Origin of the sequence: Bordetella sp. (genome assembly GCF_051960075.1) — a bacterium.
GTDB lineage: Bacteria > Pseudomonadota > Gammaproteobacteria > Burkholderiales > Burkholderiaceae_B > Bordetella.
In genome coordinates this window covers 17215-39829 of the sequence record NZ_JBQCER010000021.1, presented here as the reverse complement: position 1 = coordinate 39829, position 22615 = coordinate 17215, and the positions used below count along the sequence as shown (strand labels likewise).

Here is a 22615-nt window from a genome sequence, read left to right as displayed (position 1 = left end):
GATATCAGGCGAAGGCCTAAATAGTAATGCCCTATAAAATTTATAAACACTAAGCTAATAAAAAAATACCCACGACTCAGAGCCATGATCAACCAGAATAGCCAGGGCCGACGCGCGGCGCCTTGCGACGTTGAAAGACCTTGCTAGGCTAACTCAACTTGCGCAACGAGGCCCAAGCTACTACCGTGCCCTCATGAACAAGACCGACTCGCTCCTCACGGACCGCCTGGGCCTGAGCCATCCCGTCATCCAGGCCCCCATGGCCGGCACAGCCACCCCAGCGCTTGCCGCAGCAGTCTCCAATGCCGGCGCCCTGGGGTCGTTGGGCGTGGCCGCAATGAGCGCCGCCGCCGCGCGCGACGCCGTCAGGCAGACCCGCGCGCTCACGCAAGGCGCGTTCAACGTCAACCTCTTCTGCCACAAGCCGGCCCGGGCCGATGCCGCGCGCGAGCAGGCGTGGATCGACTACCTCTCGCCCAGCTTCGCCGAATTCGGCGCGCAGCCGCCGACGCAGCTGCGCGAGATCTACGCCAGCTTCGTGGCCGACGACGACATGCTGCAGATGCTGCTGGACGAACGCCCGGCCGTGGTGAGTTTTCATTTCGGCCTGCCCGAGGCCAAACGCATCGGCGCCCTGCGTGCGGCCGGCTGCTATCTGATGGCGACCGCCACCAGTCTGGATGAGGCGCGCCGCATCGAGGCGGCCGGTATCGATGCCATCGTGGCGCAAGGCATCGAGGCAGGCGGCCACCGCGGCATCTTCGATCCCGACGGCCCCGACGAACAACTGGGCACGCTGGCGCTGACACGCCTGCTGGTCGCGCGTTCGCCGCTGCCGGTGATCGCCGCAGGCGGCATCATGGACGGCGCGGGCATCGCAGCCGCCCTGGCGCTGGGCGCGCAGGCCGCGCAACTGGGCACCGCCTTCGTGTCCTGCCCCGAATCGAGCGCCGACGCCGCCTACCGGCAGGCCCTGCTGGCGCAGGACGGCGCTCACGTCACGGTCATGACCCGCTCGATTTCCGGAAGGCCCGCACGCGGTTTCGCCAATCGGCTCACGGCCCTGGGCGCCGCCCCCGAGTGCCCGGCCCTGCCCGACTACCCCATCGTCTACGACGCGGGCAAGGCCTTGCATGCGGCCGCCAAGGCCAGGGGCAGCGCCGACTTCGCCGCGCAATGGGCCGGCCAGGGGTTTCGCCTGTCGCGCGCGCTGCCCGCCGCCGACCTGGTGCGCACGCTTCGGGCCGAAATGCACGCCTAGCGCAGGCGCTGCGCCAGCTGCCCGGTCGCAATGTGCTAAGGTCATGCCGCCCGCCGCTTCTTACCGGCGGCGGCAAGTCCCATGCTGCTGTTTCTCACCCGCTTTCTCTTTGGCTTCGCCCTGTCTCTGACCAGCGCCGCGCTGCTGGCCGCGGCGACCTGGCTGTGCCTGAAAATACTCGCCCTGGTCATGCTGTTGCCGATCGACCGGCGCGCCCAGGACGCCGCCGGCGCCCTGACCGTGCTGGCCGTCATCGCGGCCGCGCTGGCCGCCCTTTACGGAGCCGGCCACGCGCTCTATGGCCACATGGGCGCCTGGCCCGGCATCGGCCTGCCCGGTGGCGGCTGGCTCGCCGGCCCGCGCCCGATCTCGCCCGAAGCACTGCTGGGCGCCCTGGCCGGCTTCGGCAGCCTGGCCGCAGCGCCGGGAATCTGGCGTGGGCTCATGCTGTTCGCCGCGCCGCGAGCCGGCGACCCTGCCGGCAAATCGCGTGCCGCCGACAAATCCGCCGAAAAGGCGGCCAAGGTCGCCAAGCCTGCTGCAGCCAAATCAAAACCGGCCAGGGCCGCCACGCCCAAGCGCATCGCCATCCCGCAGCTAGGCTGGATGGCGCTGTTCCTGCTGGCCATCGGCGGCATACTGCTCGCTTTTGCCGTCATCGTCGCCCCCATCGCCATCCGGGGCAGCCTGTCGGCCACGCTGAGCGGCGCCGGCCGTCTGCTGCCCATCTATGCGGCCGCGCTGATCCTGCTCGGTTGCGGACTGCTCTGTCTGCTGCTCTGGCGTATCTGGCGAAGGGCCCCGGACGCCACTTCGCGCTGATCCCGGAGGGGAGTATCATCCCGGGTCAGCACGATGCGCGCCCTGGCGAGCCCAGGCCCCAGGCATGGCCGCATCTGCCATCGCCGTCTGTGCAAACATTTCATTTCGCCTCTTCCGTTATCGCAAAAGGCTCCACGCCGTGACCTTTTCCTTCGCCCGCCGCATCCGCGGCAGTATTCCGATCGCCAGCATTATCGTCGCCGCACTATTGAGCGGCGCGGCCTACGCGCAATCACAACCCGCACAACCCGCGCAGCAACAGTCCATCCCGAAAGTGGACACGAGCAACGCGGAAGTCATCCGCATCGAGCTTCCACCCGAGCCGGCCAAACCCGCGGTCAAGACCGAGGCGCCCAAACCCAAGGCCAAGCCCGTCGAAGCCAAGCCCGCCGAAACCAAACCGACTGAAGCCAAACCGCGCGTCCAGCCCCCTGCCGAGCACAAGCCTGCCCCCAAACCCGCCGCCAAGCCCGCTGCGCATAAGGCCGAGCCGGAAGCCGCCAAGGCCGCCCCCCGCTTCGCTTTCTCCGAAGTGGAAAACCTGGCCCACCACCTGGCCTCGGAACGCTACAAGCAGCCCACGCCCAACCTGCCCGAAAAACTGCAGGACCTGAAGTACGCCAACTATCAAAACGTCCAGTTCCGCGAAGACCACTCGCACTGGATCAACGATGGTTCGGCGTTCCGTCTGGGCTTCTATCCCGAAGGCATGCATTTCAATGTGCCGGTCGAGATCAACGAAATCGACGAGCACGGCGCCGCGCATCCGATCGAGTTCAACCCCGACGACTTCAACTACGGCGACCTGAAGATCGATCCCAAGCTGCTCAAGGGCCTGGGCTTTGCCGGCTTCAAGATCCTGTACCCGGTCAACAGCGTGCTCAAGCCCAATGACGAGCTGGCCTCGTTCCTGGGCGCCAGCTATTTCCGCGTCATCGGTCGCGGCATGACCTATGGCCTGTCGGCCCGCGGCCTGGCCATCGACACGGCGCTGCCTTCGGGCGAAGAATTCCCGGCCTTCCGCAAGTTCTGGATCGTCAAGCCCGCCAAGACCGCCTCCGACATCGTCGTCTATGCGCTGCTCGACTCGCCGCGTGCCACCGGCGCCTATCGCTTCACCTTCCACCCCGGCATCGACACGGTGGTGAACGTGAAGGCGCGCATCTATCTGCGCGACCGCGTGGGCCGCCTGGGCATCGCGCCCCTGACCAGCATGTTCCTGTACGGCTCCAATCAGCCCTCGCCCACGACCAACTACCGGCCCGAGATGCACGACTCCGACGGCCTGGCCATGCACACGGGCAACGACGAATGGCTGTGGCGCCCGCTGAACAATCCCAAGCGTCTGGCCGTCAGTGCCTTCGCCATGGAGAACCCGCGCGGCTTCGGCCTGCTGCAGCGTGCGCGCAACTTCCATAATTACGAAGACCTCGACGATCACTACGAAAAACGTCCCAGCCTATGGATCCAACCCGTGGGCGACTGGGGCAAAGGCAGCGTCCAGCTGGTCGAGATCCCGACACCCGACGAGACCAACGACAATATCGTGGCCTTCTGGGTGCCCGAAGCGCTGCCCAAGCCGGGCACGCCGCTGGACGTCCGATACAAGATGACCTGGACGCTCAACAATCAGCGCATCCACGACACGCCGCTGGCCTGGGTCATGCAGACGCGTCGCTCGCGCGACGAAGTCAAGGGTCCCGATCTGATCCGCCGCAGCGACGGCAGCACGACCTTCATCGTCGACTTCGTCGGCGCTTCGCTCGAAAACCTGCCGGCCGACGCGACCGTCACCGCCAACGTCTCGTCCAACGAAAACGGCCAGATCGTCGAAAACACGGTGCGCCCCAACCCCGTTACCGGCGGCCGCCGACTGACCCTGCGCGTGAACGTCAAGGATCCGGCCAAGCCGGTGGAAATGCGCGCCACGCTCATGAGCGGGCAGACGCCGCTATCGGAAACCTGGTCCTATCAAATGCCGCCCAGCAGCAATGAGCCTGAATCCAAATAAGGACGACGGCCTGATCCACGGCTACCTGCAGCGCCTGCCCCTGCCCGAGGCTCAGCGCCAGGTACTGCAGCGTCAGATCGACCAAGCCGTCGCCCAGGGCGAAGACCCCTGGACGGCGCTGCACGAAGCCATCGGCCAGCACGGCACGGTCAACGAACCCTCCATGGCCTCCGAAGGCCAGCGGCTGATGCTGGGTGTCGGCGCGGGGCCCCTGGCCGCGGGCGTCATGCACAGCGATGCGTCCGGCGCCGAGATCGCCGCCATGCCGCCGCATGCGCGCTCTTCCCTGGCACCCGTGCCCTGGGTGACCAATCCGCTGGTGCGCCTGTGGCGCCGCCTGCGCAACGGCCCGCCGCCCGCGCCGCCCATCACCCGAGCCACCCTGCGCGACGACGACGGCGCCCCCTGGCGTCGCGCCGGCAGCCGGCGCCGCATGGTCCTGCTCGCGGGCGTGACCGTGCAGACCGCCGTGGCCACCTGGTACATGAAAGGCGTGTTGCCCTACCAGGGCGGCAACCTGCTCGAAATCCTCATCCTCATTCTTTTCGCGCTGCTGTTCGGCTGGGTCTCGTCCGGCTTCTGGACGGCCATGATGGGCTTTCTGCAGCTCATGATCGGCCGCGACCGCTACAGCATCTCCGCGCGCGGCCTGTCCGATGCGCCGCTGCCCGAGAAAGGCGCGCGCTGCGCCCTGGTCATGCCCATCTGCAACGAAGACGTCGCGCGCGTCTTCGCCGGCCTGCGCGCCACCTACGAATCGCTCGCACGCACCGACTCGTACAAGAATTTCGACGTCTTCGTGCTGTCCGACAGCTACAAGGCCGACATCTGCATCGAAGAACAAAAGGCCTGGCTGCAACTGTGCAAGGTCGTGGGCGGCTTCGGCCGCATCTTCTATCGCCGGCGCCGGCGCCGCGTCAAGCGCAAGAGCGGCAACATCGACGACTTCTGCCGCCGCTGGGGCGCGCACTACCAGTACATGGTGGTGCTGGACGCCGACAGCGTCATGACCGGCGAGTGCCTCAAGTCGCTGGTGCAGCTCATGGAGGCCAATCCCACGGCCGGCATCATCCAGAGCGCGCCGCAGGCCAGCGGCATGGACACGCTCTACACGCGCATCCAGCAGTTCGCCACGCGCGTTTACGGCCCGCTGTTCACCGCCGGCATGCACTACTGGCAGTTGGGCGAATCGCACTACTGGGGGCACAACGCCATCATCCGCCTGGCGCCCTTCATGGAGCACTGCATTCTCGCGCCGCTGCCGGGCAAGGGATCGTTCGCCGGCGCCATTCTGTCGCACGATTTCGTCGAGGCCGCGTTGATGCGCCGGGCCGGCTGGGGCGTCTGGATCGCCTACGACATGCCGGGCAGCTACGAAGAGCTGCCGCCCAACCTGCTCGACGAGCTGCAGCGCGACCAGCGCTGGTGCCACGGCAACCTGATGAACTTCCGGCTGTTCCTGATCGACGGCTTTCATCCGGTGCACCGCGCGGTGTTTCTCACCGGGGTGATGTCTTATCTGTCGGCGCCGCTATGGTTTCTTTTCATGGCCCTGTCCACCGCGCTCCTGGCCGTGCACACGCTGACCGAGCCGCAATATTTCGTCGAACCGCGCCAGCTCTTCCCGATCTGGCCGCAATGGCATCCGGACAAGGCCATCGCGCTCTTCTCCACCACCTTCGTGCTGCTCTTTCTGCCCAAGGTGCTGGCTCTGCTGCGCATCTGGTTCCGTGATCCGCAAGACTACGGCGGCCGCCTCAAGGCGCTGCACAGCATGCTGCTCGAAGTGGTGTTCTCGATGCTGCTGGCCCCCGTGCGCATGATCTTCCATACCCGCTTCGTGGTCGCGGCCTTCCTGGGTCTGAAGGCCAAGTGGGTCTCGCCCCACCGCGACGCGCAGGACACGCCCTGGAGCGAATCCATTCGCCGGCACGCGTCGCAGACCCTGCTGGGCATCGCCTGGGCGGCGCTGGTGGCCTGGCTCAACCCGATCTTCCTCACATGGATGGTTCCCATCCTGGCCGCCTGGCTGCTCATCATCCCGCTGTCGGTGTATTCCAGCCGGCTCGAACCGGGCCTGCGCACCATCAAGCGCAATCTCTTTCGCATCCCCGAAGAAATGCGCCCGCCCAGAGAACTGCAGGACACGCATCTGTACACGCACGCCGCGCGCGACAACAGCAAGAATGATCCGACCTTCGACGACGCTGTCATGGATCCAGTGGTCAATGCCATGGCCTGCGCCATGGGCACGGCCCGCCACCGTCCCGTTCCGGCCAATCTGGCCGCGCGCCGCGCGCTGGTCTATCAGGCCGCCGAGAACATCGCCGAGCTGACGGAAACGCAGCGCCTCAAATTGCTGGACGACCCCGTCGCCATGGCACAGCTGCATCGCCTGGCCTGGATCAAGCATGAGCGCGAGTCGACACGAGCGGCCGACTGACATCGCCGCGCAAACAAAAAAAATGGGCCGACAACAAGTCGGCCCATTTTTTTTGGGGCTGCTGCGTTTCTACGCAAACGCCAGCAATTTGCCGGCGAGCTCGGCCGGCGCGCTCACCATGGCATCGTGCCCCGTCGCGATCTCGTCCCAGGTCCAGTCCTTCTGTTTTTTGACGAAATCGCGGCTGTCCTGCAGCGGCGCATAAACCGGATCGACGCACTGGATATACGCCTTGGGCAGCGCGCCGCCGGGGGCTCCCTGCACGACCATGCGGTCGGTAAATGTTCTGAACGGATGCGGCGTGCAATGCCGTTCGACGAACGCGGCCTGCTCCGGGTCTGACACGCCCAGCGCGCGCGCCGAAGGGGGTGGAATCGACAGCCCATTGCTGGTTTCCATCGCCAGCTTGGTGCGCTTGGCGACCACGTCGGCGGGCAGGCTCGAGAACGCCGACTCGCCGTCGCACAGCACCATCGCGTCCAGAAACACCAGCTGGCGTATTCGCTGCGGGATGCGGTCGGCAGCGCCGATCAGGGACAGGCCGCCGAAGCTGTGCCCGACCAGAATCACCTCGCGCAGATCGTTCTGCTCGAACACGTCGACCACGTCCTGGATGAACACCCGCAGATCGATCTGCGGCGACAGCAGATGCGCCCGCTCGCCGAGCCCGCTGAGCGTCGGCGCAAAAACGCGGTGCCCATGCGAGCGCAGGATGCGCGCCACGCGATCCCAGCACCACCCGCCGTGCCAGGCGCCGTGCACGAGCACGTAGGTACGGGGCTGGGCGGCAGTGGCTGAATCGCCGGCCGGATCGATCATGGCTTGATACTCCCTTTATGACGCGATGCGCGCCGCGGCGCTCGTCACGTATCGGCGAGCAGATCGTTTTCGTTCAGGATCGCATACGCGATGTCGGGCCGGCGCTCCAGGCCCCGGCGTATGGCCGCCGGGATGGCCTGCCGCGTCTTGCTGCACAAGCCCGGCATGTCTTCGATGCGGATCTCGAAACCGCGCACCGTGCGAACCTCGTTGGCGCCGGGCGCGATGCGCACCACCATGCCCAGCAGGTCCAGCATCTTCACCTGCATACGCCGCAAATCGGCCAAGGTTTCGACGCTTTCCAGATGCGCGACGAGCCTGCTTTCTTCCGCCTTGGTGAGCAGCAGAATGCGCTGGTCGGCCCGAGGGTCCGCCAACAACGCCTCGCGCTTGCAGACGCAGGCGCCGGGCGGGCAGGCAGTGCGGATAGGCAGACTAGAATGCATGACGAAGCGCAAGAAAGACTCTCATCGTAATCCAAATCGCACATCCGTCCGCGTCATGCATCCCGCGCCCCACTTCCCCGTCGGCACGCCCGTCGACCTCGGCCTCGAACGCCGCCGCTGGTTCTCGTATCAAGACATCGAGAACATCGCCCTGCACCATCGCCGCGAAGTCATGGCCTGCCGCTATGACGCCATCGTGGGCCTGGCGCGCGGCGGCCTTTACCTGGCCACCATGCTCAGCCAGATGACCGGCATCGCGCATGCCACGGCCTACTACGACCGCGCTACCGGCACGCCGCTGCTGCACAACCTGCCTGCGCATCGGCCCTCGCGTCTGCTGCTGGTGGAAGACGTGGCCGGCAAGGGCCATACGCTCGAGCGCGTGCGGCAAGCGCTGGAACAGCGCGGCGCCAACGTCGACCTCATGGTGATCTGCTGGGACGACCTGAGCCGCCACGTGCCCGACTATTACGGCGTCAAACTGGAGGCGGACGAACGCTATCTTTTCCCCTGGGAGCGTTCGCAGCTGGCCCACACCTCGCCCGACCGCACGGGCAACGACGATCTGGCCGGCTGGCTCACCGCATTCGACCTGGACGGCATCTTCCTGGACGACGTCCCCGCGGATCTGTACGCCAGCGATCTGCAGGCCGCGCTGGCCGCGCGCGATCGGCAGCCGGCCTTGCCGCCGCCGCCCCACTGGCGCGACGGCGGCCTCATCATTTCCGGCAGGCTGGAAAGCGACCGCGACCGCACCCAGGCCTGGCTCGACCGCCACGGCCTGGCCCCGTCCCGCATGCTGCTGCGGCCGTCACTGGACATCCCGCCGGCCGAATTCAAGCGCCGCATGCTGATCGAGCTGGGCATCACCGAATATATCGAAAGCGAGCTGGCTCAGGCCGAGCACATCGCCAGCCTGCCGCATGTGGTGGTGTGGCATTACGACTGCCATGCCCGGCGCAGCCGGCGCATCGCCGCTACGCCCGATCATGCCCGGGTACACCCTTGATAAGGCGGCCGTCATTTCCACCTAGAATGATGCCCTGGCCCTCCGCATCCATTTATCGGACACCATGCAAGAGCAGGTATTGACGATCGCCCAGATCGAAAAGATTTTTGCCGCCAACCGCGAGCAAACCGACGCGCAAGTCGCGCAAAGCGCCTCCGACCTGCCAGAACCGCTGCGCCTGGCCTATGAGCGGGCCAATGCCTATGCGCCCGGGCAGGTAGAAAAAGTCCGCCAGCGCCTGGCGGCGGACCGCTCTACCCTGTCCGTCCTGGTCAAGGCCACGCAAGACGAGAACCTGCCGCGCGAAACGCGCATGGCCTGGCTGCGCGAGCTGACCGAGCGACTGAACCAGATCGCACAGCCCCTGTCGGCCTGCATGACCAGTCATTGCTCGCATTGCTGCTATACGCCCGTCACCATCACCCGCGTCGAAGCCCAGCTCATCGGCAAGGCCATCGGCGTCGCTCCCGAATCTCCGCCGCCCCGAAGCCATGCGGCAAACGGCACCGAAACCGCCGTGGCATCGCGGCCGGGCATAGGCCATACGTACGACTGGCCCTGCCCCTTCCTCGCCGTGGAGACCAGCCTGCCGCCCGGCAAGGGCGGCAAATGCGCCATCTACGAACACCGCCCCATGGTCTGCCGAAGCTGTCTGAGCATGGCGCCTTCCGACAAACTCTGCGAACTGCAGCCCGACCATCTGGTTCCCATCCCGCTTTTCGACGCGCGCGTGCCGCATCTGCTGGCCGCGCAAATCGGCGAAATGGATGTCGCCGACATCCGGGACTTCTTCCCGAAAGGCTTGTCATGACCGTATTGCGCCGCACCAAGATCGTCGCCACCTTGGGCCCCGCCACCTCGTCGCCCGAGCGCATCGAAGCGCTGGTGCGTGCGGGCATGGACGTCGCCCGCCTTAATTTTTCGCACGGCAGCGCCGACGATCACCGCGAACGCGCGCGGCTGGTGCGCGAAGCCGCCGCCAAGTACGGGCGCTTCGTGGCCTTGATGGGTGATCTGCAAGGGCCCAAGATACGCATCGCCCGTTTCGCCGAAGGCAAGGTCGTGCTCAAGGTCGGCGCGGCCTTCACGCTGTCCAACAGCCACCCGCACGATGCGGGCAATGCCGACATCGTCGGCATCGAGTACCCCGAACTGGTGCACGACTGCCGTCCCGGCGACGAGCTGCTGCTGGACGACGGCCGCGTGGTGCTGCGCGTAGACAGCGTGGGCGCCGACAGCGTGCAGACCACCGTCACCATCGGCGGCCCGCTGTCGAACAACAAAGGCATCAACCGCCGCGGCGGCGGCCTGTCCGCGCCCAGCCTCACCGACAAAGACCGCGTCGACATCAAGATCGCCGCAGCCCTGCAGCTGGACTACATCGCCGTCTCTTTCCCGCGCTACGGCTCGGACATCGACGAAGCGCGCGCGCTGGTGCGCGCCGCCGGCAGCCAGGCCTGGATCATCGCCAAGATCGAGCGGGCCGAGGCCGTAGCCGATGACGAAGCGCTCGACTCGCTCATCCGCGCCAGCGATGGCGTCATGGTGGCGCGCGGCGACCTGGGCGTCGAAGTGGGAGACGCCGAGCTCGTCGGCATCCAAAAGCGCATCATCCAGCACGCGCGCACCCTGGACAAGACGGTGATCACCGCCACGCAGATGATGGAATCGATGATCTCCAGTCCCATGCCCACGCGCGCCGAAGTCTCGGACGTGGCCAACGCGGTGCTGGACTACACCGATGCCGTGATGCTGTCGGCAGAGAGCGCATCCGGCCAATACCCCATCGAAGCGGTCGAGGCCATGGCCCGCATCTGTCTGGGCGCCGAGAAAAACCCTTCGACTACGCATTCGCATCACCGGCTGGAAGAAACCTTCTCGCGCTGCGACGAGACCATCGCGCTGGCCGCGATGTACGCCGCCAATCACTTTCCCGGCATCAAGGCCGTCATCGCCATGTCCGAGAGCGGCCACACGCCGCTCATCATGTCGCGCATCCGCTCGGGCGTGCCGATCTATTGCTACAGCCCGCACCCCATCACGCAGAACCGCGTCGCGCTTTTTCGCGGGGTGTACACCGTTCCCTTCGACCCGACGGCGCACGATCCGGCCGTGCTCAGCGACGTGGCCATCGCCGAACTGAAGCGGCGCGGCCTGGTGAACGCCGGCGACTGGGTCATCCTGACCAAGGGCGATGTCTACCGCGATAGCGGCGGCACGAACGGCTTGAAGATATTGCCGGTGGAATAGGCAACCGGCCGCTCACGCGAGCGGCTCACCGCCTGGCATCGTCGCCGAACACCGGCAGGCGCCAGCCGAAATACAGCGAGGCGAGCCGCACCAGAACGCACACGGCGGTGGCAAACCACGGCGTCCACCAGTCTATCCAGCCCGCATAGATGAACCCCACCTGCACTGCGGCGCCCAGCAGCGCGGCCAGGGCGTAGATGTCTTTTTCGAGAATGGCGGGCACGCGCGAGAGCAGCACGTCGCGCATCACGCCGCCGCCGACCGCGCTGACCGTGCCCAGAATGATCGCGAGTTCGACGCTTTGCCCATAAACGAGCGACTTCTCCGCGCCCGACACGGCAAACAGGCCCAGCCCGATGGCGTCGAAGAAAAGCACCGGCTGGCGCAGACGCCGCACCTGCGGATACGCGATGATCGCCAGCGCCGACGCCGCCAGCGATACCGCCAGATAGCGCCAGTCGGACAAGCCCACCGGCGGTGTCGCGCCGATGCAGACATCGCGCAAAATGCCCCCGCCGCACGCGACCGTGAACGCCACCGATACGACGCCGAACAGATCGAGCCGCTTCTGCCGCGCGGCGACCGCGCCGCTGACCGCAAACGCAAATGTGCCGACCAGATCGAGAAAGGCATACACCGTGTGGACGTGGGGATGCACGATGCGTTGTCCTATTTTGAAAAGGCGGCCCGCTATTCGAACACGACGTCGTCGCTTTGGACCACCCCGCCCGAGCGGCCCGGCGCCCGCTGATTGCGCCAGTACATATTGGTGTGATTGATGACCTCTCGCGGCGCAGGCGCGCCCAGATGCGTCATGTCGACCGTGGTGTGCGCGTCGCCGACCAGCACCGCGTCGTAGCCGCGGGAGAACGCGCCGTGCAGCGTCGACCGCACGCACATGTCGGTCTGCGCGCCGGCCACGATGAGCTTGCCCACGCCGAGCCCGGCCAGCACCTGTTCCATCTCGGTGGCCTCGAACGCATCGCGATAGCCTTTTTCGACGATGGCTTCGCCCGGCGCCGGGGCCAGCTCGGGAACGATCTGCCAGGCGTGGCTGCCCGCTTGCAGTTCGTCGTCGCCATGGCGGACCCAGACGACCGGCACGCGCGACTGCCGCGCCCGATCAACGAGCGCGCGAACCTTGCCGAGCACCTCGTCGCGCCGATAGGCCTGAGCCACGACGTCGTTTTGAAGATCGATCACGACCAGGGCGGTATAGGGACGATCGATCGGCGCAGTCATGGGCGGAAAACCGAAAAATTGGAATCTTCGATTTTAGTGTGAAATAGCGGAACGCCCGGGATCGCGCGAGCCCTACCGAGCTCATCGCAATCCGCCGAAACCCAGTACGAATACGCTGCATGAACAAAAAAAAGGCCACCCTGACGGGCCTCGTCGCCATCCTTCTGTGGAGCTCGATCGTCGGCCTCATCCGAGGCGTCAGCGAGAATCTGGGCGCCACCGGCGGCGCGGCCATGATCTACACCGTGGGTGCCGTGTTCCTGCTGCTCTCGGTCGGTTTCCCCAGACTGAGCGCGTTCCCGCGCCGCTATCTGGTCTGGGGCGCACTGCTCTTCGTTTCTTACGAACTCTGCCTGTCCTTGTCCATCGGCTATGCCCATGACGGCAGGCAGGCCATCGAGGTGGGCATGGTCAACTATCTGTGGCCCACGTTCACGATGGTGTCGGCCATTCTGTTCAACAAGCATCGCGCCAACATTCTGATCGTGCCGGGCTTTCTGCTCTCGATGGCCGGAATCTGCTGGGTGCTGGGCGGCGCGCACGGCTTCGATCCCTTCGAGATGCTCGCCAACATCCAGGACAACCCGCTCAGCTACGGTCTGTCGTTTCTCGGTGCGATCATCTGGGCGGCGTACTGCACGGTCACCGCGCGCATCGCAGACGGCAAAAACGGCGTGACGCCGTTTTTCATGCTGGTCGCCGCCGTGCTGTGGCTCAAATACCTGGGCTCGGACGGCGCCGCGATGCATTTCAGTCTGCAGGCGATCGTCTATCTCGCCCTGGCGGCCGCCGCGATGGGGTTCGGCTATGCGGCCTGGAACGTGGGAATTTTGCACGGCAACGTCACGGTGCTGGCCGGGGCGTCCTACTTCATCCCGGTCATTTCCGCGGCCCTGGCCGCCAGACTGCTGCACGCGCCGCTCTCAGCGAACTTCTGGCTGGGCGCGAGCATGGTGTGCGGCGGGTCCATTCTGTGCTGGCTGGCCACGCGCAGCCGAGCCGGCCATTAATCGCAGACAACCGGCCGCATCGCTTTTTTGCCGCCGGCGGGCGCCGGCGCGCTCGGCCCTGTCCTTGGGCCGGTAGGGCTGGCTACATCGCGCAGCTTTCCAGGCCCGCCACTCTCGGCGGCTGGGCGCGCAGGTGTTGCAGCCCGCGACGCACCCACGATTTCACCGTGCCGGTCGGCACCTGCATGATGCTGCTGATTTCCTCGTGCGTGCGCTCCTGCAGATAAGCCAGGTTGAGCGCCTGACGCTGCGAGGGGCGCAAGCGATACAGATGATTCGCGACCCGCCTGGCCTCCTGTCTGCCGATGGCGATTTGATCGGGCGTTGCGCCGTTGAACGCCACGTCGCCGTGCTCGTCGATGCAAACGGCATCGGCGTGCTTGACGTCCAGGCGCAGTTGATCGACGGCGCTATGGCGCAGAATGGTCACCATCCAGGCAAACGCCGATCCCTTGTCCGGGTCGAAACTGCCTGCATGGCGCCAGACCTTGACGAAGGTCTCCTGCACGATTTCCTCGGCAACCTCGTGCCTGCACGCGATACGCACGGCCAGCGCGTGCAGTGCGGCACGGGTGTCGTGATGCAGACGCTCGAATGCGGCCATATCGCCTGCAGCCGTCTGCGCGAACAGATCGCGCAAGGCATCCGGCGGCAAGTTAGGCCCGGCCATGCTGCGTCAACCCCGCTTGGGCAGCAGAGAGAGAAACTCGGCGCGCAGGCTTTTATCCTCGACGAATGCGCCGCGCATCACGCTATTGACCATCTGCGACTGGTCGTCCTTGACGCCGCGCCAATGCATGCAGAAATGGTCGGCCTCCAGTACCACCGCAACCCCTTTGGGCGCGAGCCGGGACTCGAGCAGATCCGCCAGCTGCTTGATGGCTTCTTCCTGAATCTGCGGGCGCGACATGATCCACTGCGCCAGGCGCGCATACTTGGACAGGCCGATCAGGTTCGAGTCCTGATCGGGAAGCACACCGATCCACAGGCGCCCGATGATCGGGCAAAGGTGATGCGAGCAGGCGCTGCGGATCGTGACCGGGCCGACGATCATCAACTCTTCGAGCCGCTCCACGTTGGGAAACTCGGTGACATCGGGCGCCGGCTCATAGCGGCCGGAAAAGACCTCTCTTACGAACATCTTGGCCACGCGCCGGGCCGTCTCGCGCGAATTGTGATCGCTGTCGACGTCGATCACCAGCGCACGCAGCACCTCCTGCATCCGGTCGGCGACCTCGTCCTGCAGCAGTTCGATCTCGCCGTCGCACAGATAATCGGCGATGTTGTCGTTGGCGTGAAACCGCGTGCCCGCACTGAGCAGGCGCTGCCGGATCCGCAGCGACAACGGCGTGCCGTCGGGCGTCTCGACCAGGGCGGGCATATCCTTGACCATTGCATCCATTTTCATTTCTCCATCGACGGGATTCGGGGAGGATCCCGCGAATTAAGACGGCGTGGCGTCGTGATGACCCGCGGCCACGCGCTCCAGCGCCATTTCGAAGGCATGGCGCGCCTGGTTGGAAATATCGCCCAGCAGCTGATGCAGCAGGCTGTCTGCCGGCGTCTCGATCGAACAGTTGTCGCTGTAGGTCTCGAATGCGCCCAGCTGCAGGACCAGATCGACGATGTGGCGCGGACACTCGCAGGTGACCTTCTGGGCCAGTTCGGTCATGGCCTTCAATTCGCGTTCATCGAAGCGCCGGTGCTGGCGCCCGCCGCCGGGCGGCAGCAGCAAGCCTTCGCCGGCATCGCGGGCCAGATCGCGCAGCATCTGGCGCGCCTCGCAGCGGTTGGCCGGCCTGCGGTAAAGGCGCACGCCGGCAAGCTGCAGGTTTTCCGCCGCGCTATTGGCGCCAAATGCGTAGACCACGGCGACCGCGCGGTAGCCGGCGCCACGTACCGCCTTCACGATGCGATCGGCGACGTTGTCCTGCAGCCCCGAGAGTTCGACGATCAACACATCGCCGGCTCGCTGCCCCAGCGCCTCGAGCGCTTCCAGGCCGGCAAGCGTCGGGCCGATCCGAAACCCGAGCCGCTTCAATTCGGCGGCATCTTCAACGATGCGTTCGGCGATCGCCGTGCCGGCGATCGCCAGGGTCAGCTCTTGCTGCGCGGCGCCTGCGGCGCCCTGCGCGGTGCCCTGAAACGGCGCGGAGCGGCCGGCTTCGAGCGCAGCCAGCTGAGCGTCGTCCAGGCGGGAGATCGAGCCGATCGCATAGCCGCTCTCGACCAGCGCCTTCAGGCGCTTGAGCCTTTTGATGTCTTGCGCGGAATACAGCCGCTGCCCCGATGCCGTGGTCTGCGGCGCGACGATGCCATAGCGGCGCTCCCATATGCGCAGCGTGGCCACCGGCATGCCGACCAGATTGGCAGCCTGGCCGCTGCGGACACCGCGATCGGACTCGGTCTGTATTGGTTTGGTGGGGCTCATGGACGGCCTGATGGGACAGGAAGAATTGATCGATGCCGAAATATATTCATATTGAATCTAAACGTCAAACTATTTTGACTCAAATAGAGTCATTTAATTGAAACAACACACCTTGACTTTACGAATCACCGCCAGTTCGTCAAAATCACCCCAGCAGAATGACTCGATATATATCTTATTTGGATTCAATTTGAATTCGAAACTCGGATCACCATGACTATCCTCAGACTCGTGCTCGGCGACCAGCTCAACCCGCTGCACAGCTGGTTTTCCCGGACGGATGCCGACGTGGTCCACGTTTTCATGGAGGTGCGCCAGGAGACCGACTATGTGCTGCACCATGCCCAGAAAGTCATCGCGATCTTTGCCGCCATGCGCGACTTCGCGGACTGGCTGCGGCGCGGCGGACACCGTGTCCACTACCTGACACTCGACCAGCCTGACAATCGCCAGTCGCTCACCGCCAATCTTGCGTTTCTGATCCGGCAACATCAGGCCACGGCGCTGCACTACCAGGCGCCCGACGAGTGGCGCGTGGACCGGATCCTGTCCGACTTCTCGGTCAGCGCAGGGGTGCCCGTGACGCAAGTCGACAGCGAGCACTTCTATACCTCGCGCGACGAGCTGGCCCGGCTCTTCGGCGCGCGCGGGCGCTGGACCATGGAGACTTTCTATCGGCACATGCGCCGCACCACAGGCGTCCTGATCGGCCCCGACGGCGCCCCGGAAGGCGGGCGCTGGAACTTCGACGACGACAATCGCAAGCCCTGGCGCGGCGATCCGGCCGTTGCGCCAACGACGCTGCCCGCGCATGACCATCGCGAGCTATGGCACACCGTGCAGGCGCACGGCGTGCAAACGTTCGGCACCCCGCGCGCAGACAATTTCCCCTGGCCCTTGAATCGGACCGAGGCCCTGGCGCAGCTGGACGCGTTCATCGCGCAGCGCCTGCCCAGCTTCGGCGCCTACCAGGATGCCATGGCCAGCGCCGAACCCCTGCTGTTTCACTCGCTGCTGTCGTTCGCGCTCAACACCAAGATGCTGAACCCGCGCGAGGTCGTGGCGCGCGCCTGCGACGCATGGCGCCATGGCCGCGCGCCCCTGGCCGCGGTCGAGGGCTTCGTGCGACAGATCCTGGGGTGGCGCGAGTACGTGCGCGGCTACTACTGGGCGCGCATGCCCGACGCGGCGAACGACAATGCGCTCGATCATCGCCGGCCCTTGCCGCGCTGGTTCTGGACCGGCGCAACCCATATGCGATGCCTGGCGCTGGCGCTGCGCCAGTCGCTGGATCTGGCCTACGCGCATCACATCCAGCGTCTGATGATCATCGGCAACTTCGCCTTGCTGGCCGGGCTGGCGCCGGGCGAGGTGCATCAGTGGTATCTCGGCGTCTACATCGACGCCTTCGAGTGGGTGGAGCTGCCCAACACGCTGGGCATGAGCCAATACGCCGACGCCGGACGCATGGCCACCAAGCCCTATGTGTCCGGCGCCGCCTACATCCAGCGCATGAGCGACTACTGCAAGGGCTGCCGCTACAAACCGACGCAGCGCACGGGAAGCGGCGCCTGCCCCTACAACGCGCTGTACTGGAACTTCTTCGCGCAACACGCCCCGCGGTTCGAGCGCAACCCCAGACTGGCCCTGACCTATCGTCAACTGGCCTCGATGCCCGAGGACGCCCGGGACTCCTTGAAGCAACAGGCACAGCACTGGCTCGAACACCTCGACGAACTTTGACCCGACGCCCCATACCGTGAAGCCTCAAGCCGTCAAATACAAAAAAGGCCAGTTGCCGAGCAAGCCCTGCGAACGCTGCGGGCGCCCCATGCAATGGCGGCGCAAATGGGCCCGCGACTGGGACGGCGTCAAATATTGCTCCGAACGCTGCCGGCGGCAGCGCCAACCCCTCGAAGGAGGCTGAAACCATGATCCGAAACACCCTCGCATTGCCCTTCAAGCGCCTGGTGGCGGCAGGCCTGGGCGCGCTGGCGGCCTGCCTGCTCGCCGGCTGCTCGACCCAGCCGCCGGCCGGCATGCATCCCGTGCAAGGCTTCGACGCCCAACGCTATGAAGGCCGCTGGTATGAAATTGCACGGCTCGATCACTCCTTCGAGCGCGGCCTGACCGACGTGACCGCAACGTATGCGCCGCGCGGCGACGGCGGCATCGACGTCGTCAACCGCGGCTACGATGCAAAATCGTCGCGCTGGAAAGCGGCCCATGGCCGCGCCTATTTCAACGGCCCCGCCGACGTCGGTTCGCTCAAAGTCTCGTTCTTCGGGCCGTTCTATGGCGGCTACCACGTGATCGCGCTGGACCCGGACTACGGCTGGGCCATGGTCGCCGGCAACGACCGCAGCTATCTGTGGATTCTGTCGCGCACGCCGCACCTGCCCGACGCGATCAAAGCCCGGCTCGTCGCCCAGGCGGACCGCCTCGGGTTCGATACGGGCAAGCTGATCTGGGTCCCGCAAACGCGGCCCTGAGCCGACCCGGGCGGCGTAGCGGCAACTGCTCGCGTCTCACGGCAGACCAAGACCATGACCTATCGCGTCGTCTGGTTCAAGCGCGATCTGCGCCTGCACGACCACGCCGCCCTGACGGCGGCGGCGCTGCACGGCCCGGCGCTTTGCCTCTATGTCATCGAACCGCAGCTGTGGCGGCAGCCCGACATGTCGAGCCAGCATTATCGGTTTGTCCTCGAATGCCTGGAAGACCTGCGGCATTCGTTGCGGCGCCGCGGCTCGGACCTGCTGATCCGGGTCGGCGAAGTTTGCGAGGTACTGGGCCAGCTGCATGCCGCCGCCCCCTTTGCCGCGCTTCACGCGCATGAAGAGACCGGCAACGCGTTCACCTATGCGCGCGACCTGGCCGTGGCACGCTGGTGCGCCGCGCACGGCGTGGACTGGCAAGAGCACCGGCAGACCGGCGTCGTGCGCCGGTTGCGCAGCCGCGACGGCTGGGCCGCCCAATGGGAGCGCTTCGTCGGCCAGCCCTGCCTGCCGGTTCCCGCGCTGCGAGCGCAGCCTGCGCCGATCCCGCCGCACGATCCGCCCGCGCCCGAATCGCTGGGCGTGTACACGTTCGACCCGCCGCAGCGTCAGCAAGGAGGGCGCAGGCACGCGATCGCCGTGCTGGAAGACTTTCTGTCGCGGCGCAGCGCGCAATACCGGGGCGGCATCTCCTCGCCCCTGTCCGCGCCCACGGCCTGCTCGCGCCTGTCGCCGTACCTGTCCTACGGATGCCTGAGCCTGCGCGAAATCGTGCATGCGACCCGTCGGCAGATCGCGCGGCTGCCGCCCTCGGAAGCCTCGCATCGCAAAGGACTGCTCTCGTTCGTCAGCCGCCTGCACTGGCATTGCCACTTCATGCAGAAGCTGGAGTCCGAACCGCAGATCGAGTGGCGCAATATGCATCGCGGCTACGACGGACTGCGCGAAGACGAATTCGACGCGCAGCGGCTGGCGGCGCTGACCAGCGGGCAGACGGGCTGGCCCCTGGTCGATGCCTGCGTGGCCATGCTCGACGCCACCGGATGGCTCAACTTCCGCATGCGGGCCATGATCGTGTCGGTCGCGGCCTACCCGCTCTGGCTGCACTGGCGGCAGGTCGGTCTGTGGCTGGCGCGCTGCTTTCTCGACTACGAACCCGGCATCCACTGGCCCCAGCTGCAAATGCAATCGGGAACCACCGGCATCAACACGACACGGGTCTACAACCCGGTCAAACAGGCGCGCGACCACGACCCGCAGGGACACTTCGTGCGCCACTGGCTGCCCGGCATGCGGCGCGTTCCCGATTCATGGCTCTTCGAACCCTGGCACATGCCCGAGTCGGTCAGGGCGGGCGCGGGCCTGGACCCCGCGCATCCGCTGGTTCTGCCGCAGGTCGACCTGAACGCGGCGACCCGCTTGGCCAAGCAGCGCCTGCACGCCTGGCGCAAAGATCCGCAGGTCAGGCAGGGCAAACAGGCCGTGCTGGACAAGCACGGCTCGCGCAAGACGCTACGCCCGCAGGGCCGCCGGCCGCTGCGCGACGCGCCGCAATTGAGCCTGGCGCTGGACGCGCAAGACGCCGCGCAAGACTGAGGCGATCCCTGCGCCGGGCGGCATCAGGCTGCAGACCTGGCGGCCACCGCCAGGAACACGGGGTAGGCCTTGCCTTCTTTCTCGACGGTATGCGCGTCGAAAAACCGCACATCGACAAAACCGTGGCGCATCAGCACCGCCTTGAACGCGTCCCGGTCGAAACCGGCGTGGTAGACGCCCTGCATGCCGTCGGCGTGGAAGCTGCCGTCCTCGGTATCGAGGTCGGCCACGGCCAGGCGCGCACCCGGCTTGAGATGCAAGGCGAATTTTTCCGCCATGTTTTCGGTGTCCTGCACATGGTGCATGGCCATGGCGCTCACGAGCAGATCGAATTTTTCGCCGAGCGGCGTCTGCGTGATGTCCTGGCAGACGATGTCGACCTTGCCGGCCAGCTCGGGCTTGGACTGGAGTTTTTCCAGCATGGATTGCGACACGTCGACGGCCGCGATTTTCTCGACGCGGGGCGCGATATGCCCCGTGAGCAGCCCCGTTCCTGCCCCGAAATCCAGCACGTGCATGGCCTGGTTCAGTTCGACGTGCTCGATGATCGCTGCGGCGATCGCGGACGACATTGCCGTTCTGCGGGTATTGGCGTCCCAGTCGCGGGCTTTTTCCTTGAAGAGATCGGTCATGCGTATTTCCGGCAAAAAAAGCGTTAAAGGCCTTGGATCAACGCCTATTTTATTCAAGCCCACGGACCGCTTCGCGCGCGGCCGGTGCGCCGCCAGACCGGGCCGCGGGCGGCGCGTGATCCAGATCGGGAGCCTGCCACGGGTCGACATGCGTCATCAGATTGAGCACGCGGTGGCGCTGCATCACGCGGGCGCGCGCCTCGACGGCAATGTTGTGCCCGGCTTCGACGGTGATCCGCGCATCGATCTCCAGATGCGCATCGACCACGATCATGTCGCCCATTTTGCGGGTGCGCACATCGTGAACGTTTTTCACGCCCGGCGTCTGCAGCAAGGTCTGGCAGATGGCCTGCACCTCCTGGTCGTCGGCGGCGCGGTCCATCAAGTCGTGCAGCGCGTCCCAGCCGAATCCCCACCCCATCTTGACGATCATGCCGCCGACCACCAGCGCGGCAATAGGGTCGAGCAAGGGGTAGCCCAGCAGGTTGCCCACGATGCCCAGGCCCACGACCAGGGAAGAGGCCGCGTCCGAGCGCGCATGCCAGGCATTGGCCACCAGCATGCTCGACTTGGCCCGCTTGGCCACCGCGAGCATGTAGCGAAACAGCAGTTCTTTGGCCACGAGCGCGATGCCGGCGACCCATAGCGCGGCGCTGTGCACCCGCGCAATCGCCTCCGGGTTTTCCAGCTTGACCAGCGCCGACCAGAACATGCCCACGCCCACGGCCAGCAGCAATACGCCGATGACCAGCGAGGCCGCCGTCTCGAAGCGTTGATGGCCGTAAGGGTGATCCTGGTCGGCGTCTTTTTTGCCGTGATGGCTGGCAAACAGCACCACGCCGTCCGACAGCAGATCGGACAGCGAATGGATGCCGTCGGCGACCAGGCCCTGCGACTTGGACAGCAGACCCACCACGATCTGCGTGCAGGTCAGCAGCAAGTTCACCACCACGCTGACCCAGGTGCTGCGCGTGGCGGCCGCAGCGCGCGCCTGCCGGCCAGCCGTGTCGGACTCGTGGTCGTCGTCGATGTTTTCGAACTGCATGAGATGGGAGGACTCCGGGTTGACCCACGAAACGAGACGAGCGGCGAGCCACACGTCTTTTTGCCGTGCGACATTGTCGCTGCCCGGCATGACGAAACGGCGATCAAGCCAAACACGCTACGATCGACAGATTCGGCCGAACTTGAAAACGCATTTTCAATGCGCGAGCGCCGATTTTACGAGGAGCAAGCCATGTCACGCACCACCGCCGAGAAGCGCGCGGCCTTTCGCGACCTGCACAGAGCCGGATGCTTCATCCTGCCCAACCCCTGGGACGTGGGCAGCGCGACGTATCTGGCCGGCCTGGGCTTCAAGGCCCTGGCTTCCACCAGCTCGGGCTATGCCTGGTCCACTGGCCGCGCCGACAACCACGTCACGCGCGACGACATTCTGGCGCATCTGTCCTCGCTGGTCGCCGCCACCGACTTGCCGGTGAACGCGGATTTCGAAAACGGCTTCGGCAAGACGCCCGACGACGTGGCGCAAAACGTGGCCCTGGCCATCGCCACCGGCGTGGCCGGCCTCTCGATCGAAGATTCGACCGGCAACCCCGCCTCGCCCCTGATGCAGATCAACGCCGCCGCAGAACGCATCGCCGCGGCGCGGCGCGCCATCGACCAGAACGGCGGCGACACGCTGCTGGTGGGCCGGGCGGAGAACTTCGTCGTCGGCGTGCACGACCTGGACGACACGATCGCGCGCTTGAAAGCCTATGCCGATGCCGGCGCCGACTGCCTTTACGCGCCGGGCATCAAAACCCGCGAGCAGATCGAGGCCGTCGTCGCGGCTGTCGCGCCCAAGCCGGTCAATGTGCTGGTCGGCGGCGTCTCGCCCTTTACGCTCTACGACCTCGCCGCCATGGGCGTGCGTCGCATCAGCGTGGGCGGGGCCCTGGCGCGTTCCGCCTGGGGCGGCTTCATGAACGCCGCGCAGGCCCTGATCGAAGGACGCTTCGACGGCTTCGCCGGCGCGGCGTCGGGTGCGCAGCTGGACGCGCAGTTCCTCGGCAAGGCCTGAAGCATCGCGGCTGGACGGACGTGCGCGCGCAAACCGGCGGCTCATGACGGGATCGCCGGAAATTTGGCCGCTTTCGGCGATAA

At 66.0% G+C, this 22615-nt stretch carries 22 protein-coding genes; 13 read left to right on the top strand and 9 right to left on the bottom strand.

Annotated features, from left to right (window positions below; translation table 11 throughout):
* The first annotated feature begins 193 nt into the window (after positions 1-193).
* The 4 genes from ACTHJ1_RS02665 (at position 194) to mdoH (ending at position 6537) form a co-directional block, all read left to right on the top strand.
* Complete coding sequence (locus ACTHJ1_RS02665; RefSeq protein WP_440187273.1) at positions 194-1261, top strand: NAD(P)H-dependent flavin oxidoreductase; 1068 nt, start codon at positions 194-196, stop codon at positions 1259-1261.
* 81 nt (positions 1262-1342) lie between these two features.
* Positions 1343-2083, top strand: coding sequence for a hypothetical protein (locus ACTHJ1_RS02660; RefSeq protein WP_440187270.1), 741 nt, complete (start codon positions 1343-1345; stop codon positions 2081-2083).
* 139 nt (positions 2084-2222) lie between these two features.
* Positions 2223-4094, top strand: a complete 1872-nt coding sequence (locus tag ACTHJ1_RS02655; RefSeq protein WP_440187267.1) for a glucan biosynthesis protein G — start codon at positions 2223-2225, stop codon at positions 4092-4094.
* Positions 4075-6537: a glucans biosynthesis glucosyltransferase MdoH gene (gene mdoH / locus ACTHJ1_RS02650; RefSeq protein ID WP_440187264.1), complete on the top strand. Its 2463-nt coding sequence runs from the start codon at positions 4075-4077 to the stop codon at positions 6535-6537. The genes ACTHJ1_RS02655 and mdoH overlap by 20 nt, the downstream gene beginning before the upstream one ends.
* Before the next feature lie 69 nt (positions 6538-6606).
* Here the strand turns inward: mdoH and ACTHJ1_RS02645 are convergent, their stop codons facing one another.
* Positions 6607-7356, bottom strand: coding sequence for an alpha/beta fold hydrolase (locus tag ACTHJ1_RS02645; RefSeq protein ID WP_440187261.1), 750 nt, complete (start codon positions 7354-7356; stop codon positions 6607-6609).
* A 44-nt stretch (positions 7357-7400) separates the two neighbouring features.
* On the bottom strand, positions 7401-7802 hold the full coding sequence (locus ACTHJ1_RS02640; protein WP_440187258.1) for a hypothetical protein: 402 nt from the start codon (positions 7800-7802) through the stop codon (positions 7401-7403).
* 55 nt (positions 7803-7857) lie between these two features.
* Here ACTHJ1_RS02640 and ACTHJ1_RS02635 point away from each other — a divergent pair, with 55 nt between their 5' ends.
* The 3 genes from ACTHJ1_RS02635 to pyk all read left to right on the top strand — a co-directional run bounded on the left by ACTHJ1_RS02635 (position 7858) and on the right by pyk (position 11061).
* On the top strand, positions 7858-8811 hold the full coding sequence (locus tag ACTHJ1_RS02635) for a phosphoribosyltransferase (RefSeq protein ID WP_440187255.1): 954 nt from the start codon (positions 7858-7860) through the stop codon (positions 8809-8811).
* A 64-nt stretch (positions 8812-8875) separates the two neighbouring features.
* Positions 8876-9622, top strand: a complete 747-nt coding sequence (locus ACTHJ1_RS02630) for a YkgJ family cysteine cluster protein (RefSeq protein ID WP_440187252.1) — start codon at positions 8876-8878, stop codon at positions 9620-9622.
* Positions 9619-11061 carry a pyruvate kinase gene (gene pyk / locus ACTHJ1_RS02625; RefSeq protein ID WP_440187249.1) on the top strand — a complete coding sequence of 481 codons (1443 nt, stop codon included), beginning with the start codon at positions 9619-9621 and terminating at the stop codon, positions 11059-11061. The genes ACTHJ1_RS02630 and pyk overlap by 4 nt, the downstream gene beginning before the upstream one ends.
* A 25-nt stretch (positions 11062-11086) precedes the next feature.
* On the opposite strand, the gene ACTHJ1_RS02620 is transcribed toward pyk, so the two are convergent.
* Positions 11087-11719 carry a trimeric intracellular cation channel family protein gene (locus ACTHJ1_RS02620; protein WP_440187246.1) on the bottom strand — a complete coding sequence of 211 codons (633 nt, stop codon included), beginning with the start codon at positions 11717-11719 and terminating at the stop codon, positions 11087-11089.
* A 32-nt stretch (positions 11720-11751) separates the two neighbouring features.
* Positions 11752-12303: an isochorismatase family protein gene (locus ACTHJ1_RS02615; RefSeq protein WP_440187243.1), complete on the bottom strand. Its 552-nt coding sequence runs from the start codon at positions 12301-12303 to the stop codon at positions 11752-11754.
* Between the two features lie 119 nt (positions 12304-12422).
* On the opposite strand from ACTHJ1_RS02615, the gene yddG reads away from it, so the two are divergent.
* On the top strand, positions 12423-13313 hold the full coding sequence (gene yddG, locus ACTHJ1_RS02610; RefSeq protein WP_440187240.1) for an aromatic amino acid DMT transporter YddG: 891 nt from the start codon (positions 12423-12425) through the stop codon (positions 13311-13313).
* A gap of 82 nt (positions 13314-13395) precedes the next feature.
* Here yddG and ACTHJ1_RS02605 read toward each other — a convergent pair whose 3' ends face one another.
* From ACTHJ1_RS02605 to ACTHJ1_RS02595, 3 genes are read right to left on the bottom strand one after another with little or no spacing between them, the layout of a single operon-like run.
* Positions 13396-13983: an RNA polymerase sigma factor gene (locus ACTHJ1_RS02605; RefSeq protein ID WP_440187237.1), complete on the bottom strand. Its 588-nt coding sequence runs from the start codon at positions 13981-13983 to the stop codon at positions 13396-13398.
* A gap of 6 nt (positions 13984-13989) precedes the next feature.
* The gene (gene folE / locus ACTHJ1_RS02600) at positions 13990-14715 is read right to left on the bottom strand and encodes a GTP cyclohydrolase I (protein ID WP_440187234.1); all 726 of its coding nucleotides are present in this window, start codon (positions 14713-14715) and stop codon (positions 13990-13992) included.
* Between the two features lie 42 nt (positions 14716-14757).
* Positions 14758-15744, bottom strand: coding sequence for a MerR family transcriptional regulator (locus ACTHJ1_RS02595; protein ID WP_440187231.1), 987 nt, complete (start codon positions 15742-15744; stop codon positions 14758-14760).
* Positions 15745-15957: 213 nt separating this feature from the next.
* Here ACTHJ1_RS02595 and ACTHJ1_RS02590 point away from each other — a divergent pair, with 213 nt between their 5' ends.
* Genes ACTHJ1_RS02590 through ACTHJ1_RS02575 form a run of 4 tightly spaced genes read left to right on the top strand, consistent with a single transcriptional unit; the run spans position 15958 to position 19838 of the window.
* Positions 15958-17487, top strand: coding sequence for a cryptochrome/photolyase family protein (locus ACTHJ1_RS02590; RefSeq protein ID WP_440187228.1), 1530 nt, complete (start codon positions 15958-15960; stop codon positions 17485-17487).
* A gap of 16 nt (positions 17488-17503) precedes the next feature.
* Positions 17504-17671, top strand: a complete 168-nt coding sequence (locus tag ACTHJ1_RS02585) for a DUF2256 domain-containing protein (protein WP_440187225.1) — start codon at positions 17504-17506, stop codon at positions 17669-17671.
* A gap of 4 nt (positions 17672-17675) precedes the next feature.
* Positions 17676-18236, top strand: a complete 561-nt coding sequence (locus tag ACTHJ1_RS02580; RefSeq protein WP_440187222.1) for a lipocalin family protein — start codon at positions 17676-17678, stop codon at positions 18234-18236.
* Positions 18237-18290: 54 nt separating this feature from the next.
* Complete coding sequence (locus ACTHJ1_RS02575) at positions 18291-19838, top strand: deoxyribodipyrimidine photo-lyase/cryptochrome family protein (protein WP_440187219.1); 1548 nt, start codon at positions 18291-18293, stop codon at positions 19836-19838.
* A 23-nt stretch (positions 19839-19861) separates the two neighbouring features.
* Here ACTHJ1_RS02575 and ACTHJ1_RS02570 read toward each other — a convergent pair whose 3' ends face one another.
* Both ACTHJ1_RS02570 and ACTHJ1_RS02565 read right to left on the bottom strand, forming a co-directional pair.
* Positions 19862-20470 carry a class I SAM-dependent methyltransferase gene (locus ACTHJ1_RS02570; RefSeq protein WP_440187216.1) on the bottom strand — a complete coding sequence of 203 codons (609 nt, stop codon included), beginning with the start codon at positions 20468-20470 and terminating at the stop codon, positions 19862-19864.
* Between the two features lie 49 nt (positions 20471-20519).
* Positions 20520-21515: a cation diffusion facilitator family transporter gene (locus tag ACTHJ1_RS02565; protein WP_440187213.1), complete on the bottom strand. Its 996-nt coding sequence runs from the start codon at positions 21513-21515 to the stop codon at positions 20520-20522.
* Between the two features lie 192 nt (positions 21516-21707).
* On the opposite strand from ACTHJ1_RS02565, the gene ACTHJ1_RS02560 reads away from it, so the two are divergent.
* Entirely contained in the window at positions 21708-22532 is an 825-nt protein-coding gene (locus ACTHJ1_RS02560) for an isocitrate lyase/PEP mutase family protein (RefSeq protein ID WP_440187210.1), read from the top strand.
* Positions 22533-22615: the final 83 nt, after the last annotated feature.